General features: G+C 42.4%; 8 protein-coding genes. 7 read left to right on the forward strand and 1 reads right to left on the reverse strand.

Annotation, left to right across the window (positions count from 1 at the left end; translation table 11 throughout):
• The first annotated feature begins 329 nt into the window (after positions 1–329).
• The gene (locus CVD23_RS15545) at positions 330–1,607 is read left to right on the forward strand and encodes a Glu/Leu/Phe/Val family dehydrogenase (RefSeq protein WP_101575778.1); all 1,278 of its coding nucleotides are present in this window, start codon (positions 330–332) and stop codon (positions 1,605–1,607) included.
• A gap of 125 nt (positions 1,608–1,732) precedes the next feature.
• Positions 1,733–2,707 (forward strand): YpdA family putative bacillithiol disulfide reductase, encoded by a 975-nt coding sequence (locus tag CVD23_RS15550; protein WP_101575779.1) that lies wholly within the window; start codon positions 1,733–1,735, stop codon positions 2,705–2,707.
• A 34-nt stretch (positions 2,708–2,741) separates the two neighbouring features.
• Here the strand turns inward: CVD23_RS15550 and CVD23_RS15555 are convergent, their stop codons facing one another.
• Positions 2,742–3,713, reverse strand: coding sequence for an asparaginase (locus tag CVD23_RS15555; RefSeq protein ID WP_101666512.1), 972 nt, complete (start codon positions 3,711–3,713; stop codon positions 2,742–2,744).
• A 111-nt stretch (positions 3,714–3,824) separates the two neighbouring features.
• Between CVD23_RS15555 and prsW the strand changes: the two genes are divergently transcribed.
• The 5 genes from prsW (at position 3,825) to CVD23_RS15580 (ending at position 8,004) form a co-directional block, all read left to right on the forward strand.
• Entirely contained in the window at positions 3,825–4,514 is a 690-nt protein-coding gene (prsW, locus tag CVD23_RS15560) for a glutamic-type intramembrane protease PrsW (RefSeq protein WP_101575781.1), read from the forward strand.
• 94 nt (positions 4,515–4,608) lie between these two features.
• Positions 4,609–5,469, forward strand: a complete 861-nt coding sequence (gene sleB / locus CVD23_RS15565; RefSeq protein WP_101666513.1) for a spore cortex-lytic enzyme — start codon at positions 4,609–4,611, stop codon at positions 5,467–5,469.
• 13 nt (positions 5,470–5,482) lie between these two features.
• Complete coding sequence (gene ypeB / locus CVD23_RS15570) at positions 5,483–6,832, forward strand: germination protein YpeB (RefSeq protein WP_101575783.1); 1,350 nt, start codon at positions 5,483–5,485, stop codon at positions 6,830–6,832.
• Between the two features lie 269 nt (positions 6,833–7,101).
• Positions 7,102–7,761, forward strand: coding sequence for a flagellar brake protein (locus CVD23_RS15575; protein WP_101575784.1), 660 nt, complete (start codon positions 7,102–7,104; stop codon positions 7,759–7,761).
• Positions 7,762–7,824: 63 nt separating this feature from the next.
• Entirely contained in the window at positions 7,825–8,004 is a 180-nt protein-coding gene (locus CVD23_RS15580; RefSeq protein WP_101575785.1) for a YpfB family protein, read from the forward strand.
• Positions 8,005–8,095: the final 91 nt, after the last annotated feature.

An 8,095-nucleotide genomic window follows, 5' to 3' on the forward strand; every position in this document is an offset into this window, starting at 1 on the left:
ATAAATTTATTTGATTTGAGCTTGACAAATTCGCTTTTATTTAATGCAACGCTAGTGATAAAATATTATTTTCTAATAACTTTTGGTGGAGCTACAATTCGTTTTGAAAAATGAATAGACAGTTGTTTTTGTTCATTGCTGAAGGGAAAACAGTTGATATAATGTGGTCAATAATTCCTTTAAACACTTGAATTGATAACGCTTTCAATGAATAATCAAAATATGCCGAAAAGTAGGTTTTTCTTCTTGCATAAATCAAGCAAAGGTGTATACTTTTGAATGAAAGCGGACTGCATCCGCAAAAGTGATTTTTTTAGGAGGTTTATGGAATGGTAGCCGAGAAAGGCACGACCCATATAAATGATAAAGACAAGCATGATGTTTTAAAGTCAACCCAAACTGTCATACATAAAGCTCTCGAAAGGCTTGGATACTCTGAAGAGGTTTATGAATTATTGAAAGAACCGATTCGGATGATGACTGTGAAAATCCCGGTTCGGATGGATGACGGTTCTGTAAAAATCTTTACTGGCTACCGGGCCCAGCATAATGACGCAGTCGGCCCAACCAAAGGTGGGATACGCTTTCATCCGAATGTAACAGAAACTGAAGTTAAAGCTCTTTCAATTTGGATGAGCTTAAAATGTGGAATTGTTGATTTGCCATATGGCGGCGGAAAAGGCGGAATCGTCTGCGATCCGCGCGATATGTCGTTCCGTGAGCTTGAACGCTTAAGCAGGGGATACGTCCGGGCCATCAGCCAGATTGTCGGGCCGACAAAAGATATTCCTGCTCCGGATGTGTTTACAAATTCGCAGATCATGGCCTGGATGATGGATGAATACAGCAGGATTGATGAATTTAATTCACCCGGCTTTATTACAGGCAAGCCACTCGTACTGGGAGGGTCGCACGGCCGTGAATCAGCTACGGCAAAAGGTGTAACGATCTGTATAAGAGAAGCGGCCCAGAAGAAAGGCATCAAGCTGGAAGGCGCCAGGGTGGTCGTTCAGGGGTTCGGAAATGCCGGAAGTTACCTCTCAAAATTTATGAATGATGCAGGCGCTAAAGTTGTTGGGATCTCTGATGCTTATGGCGGTCTGCATGATCCAAACGGTTTAGATATTGATTATCTGCTCGATCGCCGTGACAGCTTTGGAACTGTAACAAAATTATTTAATAATACGATAACAAATAAAGAGCTGCTTGAATTGGATTGTGATATTCTTGTTCCGGCTGCCATTGAAAACCAAATCACGGAAGACAACGCCTATAATATAAAAGCAGCGATTGTTGTTGAAGCGGCAAACGGGCCAACTACATTGGAAGCTACCGAAATTTTAACCGAACGGGGAATCCTCCTTGTCCCGGATGTGCTCGCCTCAGCCGGCGGTGTTACCGTATCTTATTTTGAGTGGGTTCAGAATAACCAGGGATACTATTGGACAGAAGAAGAAGTGGAAGAGAAATTAGAAAAAGTGATGTGCAAATCGTTTAATAATATTTATGACACAGCACAGAACCGCCGTGTTAATATGCGCCTCGCGGCATATATGGTCGGAGTAAGGAAGATGGCGGAAGCGAGCCGCTTCCGGGGCTGGATTTAGCTAGCGGCATCACCGCCGAAAGACAAGCAATCGTTCGATTTGTATAAAATGATAAAATCTCCTATCATGAAAAGATAGGAGTTTTTTAATACTCCAGCCGAAGTGTTTTTAAGGAGTGAACATAAGTGAACAAAGAAAATGCGATTATTGTTGGCGGCGGGCCGTGCGGTTTGTCAGCGGCGATTGCGTTAAAGGAAATTGGTCTAAACCCTCTTGTGATCGAAAAAGGAAATATTGTCAATGCGATTTACCATTATCCAACCCATCAAACGTTTTTCAGCACAAGCGAAAAACTGGAAATTGGCAGCGTGCCATTCATAACAGAAAATTATAAGCCGAAGCGAAATCAGGCCCTTTCCTATTACCGGGAGGTTGTGAAGCGAAAAGAACTTCGCATCCATTCTTTTGAAAAGGTGGTCCAAGTCAGTCAACGCAGCGAGCAGGAATTTGTGATTGAAACGGATAAATCGGTTTACACGGCTCCTGTTGTCATCGTGGCAACAGGCTATTATGATCATCCTAATTATCTGAATATACCTGGGGAACAGTTACCGAAGGTTGCCCATTATTTTAAAGAAGCCCATCCTTTTTTTGATAAAGACGTTACCGTTATCGGTGGTAAAAATTCAAGTGTTGATGCAGCGCTCGAGCTTGAGAAGGCGGGAGCACGGGTTACAGTTCTGTACCGTGGCAGCGAATATTCACCGAGCATCAAACCATGGATTTTGCCGGAGTTCGACTCATTAGTCCGAAATGAAAAGATCAAAATGGAATTTGAAGCACATATAAAGGAAATCACGAAAGATGCCGTCATCTACACGAAAAACGATCAAGATCATACAATCAAAAATGATTTCGTGTTTGCGATGACGGGGTATCATCCTGACCACAGCTTTTTGACCAAAATGGGCATTAACGTCGACGAAGAAACGGGCAGACCACATTTCAACCCTGACACGATGGAAACCAATGTGAAGGGCATTTTTATTGCAGGTGTGATCACAGCTGGCAATAATGCAAACGAAATTTTCATTGAAAACGGACGCTTTCATGGCAGCATGATTGCAGAAACTTTAAGGAATAGAGGCTTACCTTCTTGAAACAAGCTGCTCAGCATGTGCGGAGCAGCTTTTCCTATATCTGAAACATCGCTTCAATTTTTTCTTTATTGCCAGTATGGGTTAAGCCGATCATTAGCTTGATCCGTGCTTTTTGGCCATTTAATCCATTTGAGAAAATGATTCCGAGCTTCTTCAGGTGCTTGCCGCCCCCTTCATAGCCATATACATCCTGAGCAATGCCGTTGAAGCAGCGAGATACAAGAACGATCGGAATCCCGCTTGCAAGCAGCTTTTCTATTCCTTCCAGAGTAGCAGGTGGAAGGTTGCCCTGGCCAAGCGCTTCAATCACTAAACCGTCAACATTCATTTCACTGACCGCAGTCAGCAGAGTCGAGTCCATTCCGGCATAGGCTTTTAAAAGAATAACTTGCTTTGATATATCCTTTATATCGTAGCATTCCCTTCTTGTTGGTGCGTGATGGAATAAAACGCCCCTTTTCGTCACCATGCCGATCGGGCCAAACTGTGGGCTTTGAAAAGTAGATACGTTACTAGTATGCGTTTTTGTGACATTTTTGGCGGTGTGAATTTCATCATTTAATACAACCAATACACCTTTTCCTTTTGCTTCAACACTGGCTGCTGTTTTAATCGACGACATTAAATTATATAAGCCGTCCGAGCCAATTTCGTTGCTGGACCTCATTGCCCCGGTGATCACAATTGGTACTTTAGCTGTGACAGTGAGTTCTAGAAAATAAGCTGTTTCCTCTAATGTATCTGTTCCATGTGTAATGACGACACCATCGATTGCTCTTGCAGAACAAGTTTTTTCAATTAATTTTTTTAATTGGAGCATCTCTTTTATTGTTATATGGGGGGAAGGCAGGCGGAATGGCTCTTCAATTATCAGGTTTGCCATGCTGGCTAGCACGGCGGTTTTCTCAATGAGCGGGTTGTTTTTTTCCGGTTTAACTGAACCTGCAGCGTCCTCACTCATTGAGATGGTCCCGCCTGTGTGAATAACAAGGATATTTTTTTTCATTGTTAGTTCCTCCCCAGTAATTCATTTCTGTTTGTCTAGAAGCAAGAATTGATTTTCATTCCTCTAATTACATGATACGATTAAGGAAACAGATTGAAAAGAGGACAGCTCATGCTGGGAATTTTATCGGCCGGGATAGCGCCCGGTTTAGCGCTGTTAAGCTATTTTTATTTAAAAGACCAATATGGAACTGAGCCTTTGTCAATGGTTTTAAAAACGTTTGTTTTTGGAGCTTTGCTCGTATTTCCGATTATGTTTATCCAATATGTGTTAGAAGCAGAGCACATTGTTCAATCGGGATTTGTTTCGGCATTTTTTTCGACAAGCTTGCTTGAAGAATTTTTCAAGTGGTTTGTATTATTCTATACTGTATATAAGCATGTTCATTTCGATGAACCGTATGATGGAGTGGTCTATGGGGCTTCTGTATCTCTCGGGTTCGCGACTGCAGAAAATATTATGTATTTAATTGCCAATGGCCTCGAGCACGCGCTCGGCCGCGCCCTTTTACCTGTATCAAGCCATGCCTTGTTCGGGGTCATAATGGGCTATTATATTGGAAAAGGGAAGTTTTCTGCTAACTCAAATAAAAAATGGATTATTTTCTCCCTTTTTACCCCGTTTTTTCTCCACGGTACCTATGATTATATCCTTCTTTCCCGGGATAACTGGACGTCTTTTATTTTTCCGTTTATGATTTTCCTTTGGTGGCTCGGCCTGCGCAAGGTAAAAATGGCAAGAGCACTAAGCACCCAATACGTAAAGGCCCAATATGATATTCCAAAAACCTTTCAGCCATGATGAAGGGTTTTTTTCCTTTTTTGAATAAAAATCCTACCACTACAAAAAATAGGGTCAATGCTTAAAAGTAGTTATACATCTGGGGGTAACTGTGATGAAAAAGAAGTTATTATCCGTTAAGGTATTGATGTCCTTGTCCCTATGTATTCTGATTCCAACGGTCAGCCACGACCAAAACGCGGCTGCCTTTACAAATCAAGTAATACAGCATGGGGCTGTAGGGGAAGATGTGATTGAGCTGCAATCAAGGCTGCAGTATATCGGTTATTACAACGGTGATATTGACGGGGTTTTTGGGTGGGGAACATACTGGGCAGTCCGAAACTTCCAATATGAATTCGGGCTTCCGGTCGACGGGCTTGTTGGACAGACAACGAAGAACAAATTGGTAAAAGCATCCAAGTATAATGAAAAGTTTGTTAAGCAGCAAATTAATAAAGGAAATAAATTCTCCCATTATGGAGGGGTAGACCTTAACAAACAAAAGAAGCCTGGGGCTCAGGGAGGCGGACAAACTCAGCCTCAAGCACCCGCTGGCCAGTCAGCTCCAGCACCTGCCCGGCCGGCCCAGCCTACGGCAGCCAATGTGCCAAATGGTTTTTCACAAAATGATATCCAACTGATGGCCAATGCGGTTTATGGCGAAGCAAGGGGCGAATCATATGAAGGGCAGGTTGCGGTCGCAGCAGTTATTTTAAACCGGCTTGAAAGTGCATCATTTCCGCATACGGTTGCAGGCGTCATTTTTGAACCGCGGGCGTTCACGGCTGTAGCGGACGGACAAATCTGGCTGACACCAAATGAACAGGCGAGGAAAGCCGTACTTGATGCAATTAACGGCTGGGATCCAAGCGAAAATGCCATTTATTACTTTAATCCTGATACGGCAACATCGGGATGGATATGGACAAGGCCGCAAATAAAACAAATCGGAAAACATATTTTCTGTCGATAGGGGTGAAAAGAATATGATTAGAAATATACTGATTGGTGTGCTCGCCGTGGCAGTAGCAGGGACAGCATTCTGGGGGTACCAGGAGCATCGGGAAAAAAACGCTATCCTGGTTAACTCGGAAAATAACTATCAGCGCGCCTTCCATGATTTAACCTATCAGATCGATTTATTGCACGATAAGATTGGTACAACATTAGCGATGAATTCCCGAAATTCATTGTCTCCGGCTCTTGCAGATGTCTGGAGAATTACATCTGAAGCACACACCAATGTCGGGGAGCTTCCGTTGACAATCCTGCCATTTAATAAAACCGAAGAATTTCTTTCGCAAATCGGAGACTTCAGTTATCAGACAGCGGTTAGGGACCTGGAAAAAGAACCGCTCTCCGATAAAGAATATGCAGCGCTGAACAATCTTTACGGTCAATCGGCGGATATTCAGAAGGAACTCAGAAAGGTCCAACATATGGTTCTTGCAAACAATTTGCGCTGGATGGATGTCGACATGGCGCTTGCCTCAGGAGACGAGCCTGATGACAATACGATTATTGATGGGTTCAAGACAGTGGAGAAAACGGTTGAAGGATATTCGGAAACAGATTTCGGACCTGCCTTTGTCAATATGCAGGAAGATGACAGAAACTTTAATCGTTTGGAAGGTCCGAAGATCAATGAGAAGAAGGCTGTCCAAATCGCCAGACAATACACAGGAATGGGCAAGGATGTTAAGGCCAAGGTAACGGAAAATGGAGACGGCTCGGAATTCGGCTTTTACAGTGTTTCCATGGAGGATAGACGGAGCAATCTTGAAGCAACCATGGACGTAACAAAAAAAGGCGGCCATCCAATCTGGTTTATGGTTAAACGTGATGTTAAGAACCAGAAAATCAGCTTGAACGAAGCTAGCAACAACGCAGCCAGGTATTTACAAGACAATGGCTTTCAGAATCTCGACCTGTTTGAAAGCTCCCAATATGATAACGTTGGTGTGTTAACTTTTGTTACAAGCCAGGATGGTGTCAGAGTATACCCGGACAGTATCAGGGTCCAAGTCGCTATGGATAACGGACAAATAATCGGTCTTTCTGCCGAGGATTATTTACGATCACATCAAACGAGGGAAATGGCCGCTCCTGTCCTGACTGAAGAGGAAGCAAGGGCAAAAATTAATCCAAATGTAGAGATTATGGAGAATCGCCTTGCTGTTATAATGAATGACCTTAATCAGGAAGTCCTTTGCTACGAGTTCTTGGGAACTCTTGGTAATGATACGTACCGAGTTTATATTAATGCTGAAAGCGGAGACGAAGAGGAAGTGGAGAAGCTTCATAATGCGGAAGCAACCTATGAGGATGTCGTTTGAAAGGAAAGTCTGAAAAGGCTTTCCTTTTTCTCTTTGAAAAGTTTTTCTTAAAAGCTGCGAGCTTCTTATTATGAGTTCGTTTCACAATGTAATATGTTAAAAAGAAAAAACGAACGAGGAAGAGTATGCCATAGGAAACGAATAATACTATGTTAATTTTAAATAACTGTCCGTTTTTCAATTAAAGAATTGCTTTATGAAATTCATTCTTTATAATAAAAATGGAAAGATTATCTTTTCATTCTCCTTATAAGGGAAGTGTAGACAATATGCTAAAGATTGGTGATGTAATTATTCTTGAGCCCAGTTACTCGGGTGATTCAGAAAAGTACAAGTGTAAGCTTGTCGATCGATCAGGTGAGGACTTATACATAGATTACCCAATCAATATGAATACAGGGAAAACAGTATTCCTGCTTGATGGGACACAGCTAAAGGCAAGTTTTGTGGCGGAAGAGGGCACTGTTTATTTATTTGACTGCGAAGTGAAAGGAAGGGTGAAGCAAAAGATTCCGATGCTGAAATTGCGCTATCCCGGAAAAGAGCATCTTGTAAAAATCCAGCGGCGACAATATGTCCGCATTGAAACTCTGGCAGATGTGGCGGTGCATCCTTTAAACGGAGAATTTCCGCCATTTACGACGATTTCAGATGACATAAGTGCCGGCGGCGCGGCAATACTTTCCGGAACAGGTGTCAGCTTGCACGAGGGACAGCATATCAATACTTGGTTCGTTTTACCGATGCAAAGCGGCGAATACCATTATCTTAATCTGAAAAGCAAGATCGTCAGAATAGCAGCAACCGGCCCTAACAGAAACAGAATTTCGCTGCAATTTATCGATATATCCGGCCAGGAAAGGCAGATGCTGCTAAGGTTTAGTTTTGAAAGACAGCTTGCCTTGAAGAAAAAAGGTTTGCCCTTATAGAATAATTTAAATCGAAGGCTCCGATACTAGAAGAATAGAACATCATTTTAGGGGCTAGATAGAATGAAAACATTTGAAAGAATTTTGATCAAAATTATCATTGTCCAATTCTTTTTTCTGATCGGAACACAAATTTTTATCCACAGCTTTAATATACTTCCTGAAATAAAGCAGCTTGCCGAATATGAAGGGGTCAGTGAAAGTAACTTTACGAAGTTGATTGAAACTTTTAATGGAGAGTAAAAAGCAGGGACTGCCCTGCTTTTTTGTATATGCGTGCCCAGCAAGCCGTTAATTGCTAGTTGGTGAAAGTCCAACCCGAGTAAGTGTCAAG

The organism is Bacillus sp. V33-4 (assembly GCF_002860225.1).
In the GTDB taxonomy this organism is placed as follows: domain Bacteria; phylum Bacillota; class Bacilli; order Bacillales; family Cytobacillaceae; genus Bacillus_BJ; species Bacillus_BJ canaveralius.

Excerpts from the sequence above, each read along its gene's own strand:
- ypeB (WP_101575783.1), top strand. The coding sequence starts at position 5,483 with ATGATTAGAAATATACTGATTGGTGTGCTCGCCGTGGCAGTAGCAGGG.
- prsW (WP_101575781.1), top strand. The coding sequence starts at position 3,825 with ATGCTGGGAATTTTATCGGCCGGGATAGCGCCCGGTTTAGCGCTGTTA.
- CVD23_RS15580 (WP_101575785.1), top strand. The coding sequence starts at position 7,825 with ATGAAAACATTTGAAAGAATTTTGATCAAAATTATCATTGTCCAATTC.
- CVD23_RS15555 (WP_101666512.1), bottom strand. The coding sequence starts at position 3,713 with ATGAAAAAAAATATCCTTGTTATTCACACAGGCGGGACCATCTCAATG.
- CVD23_RS15545 (WP_101575778.1), top strand. The coding sequence starts at position 330 with ATGGTAGCCGAGAAAGGCACGACCCATATAAATGATAAAGACAAGCAT.
- CVD23_RS15575 (WP_101575784.1), top strand. The coding sequence starts at position 7,102 with ATGCTAAAGATTGGTGATGTAATTATTCTTGAGCCCAGTTACTCGGGT.
- sleB (WP_101666513.1), top strand. The coding sequence starts at position 4,609 with ATGAAAAAGAAGTTATTATCCGTTAAGGTATTGATGTCCTTGTCCCTA.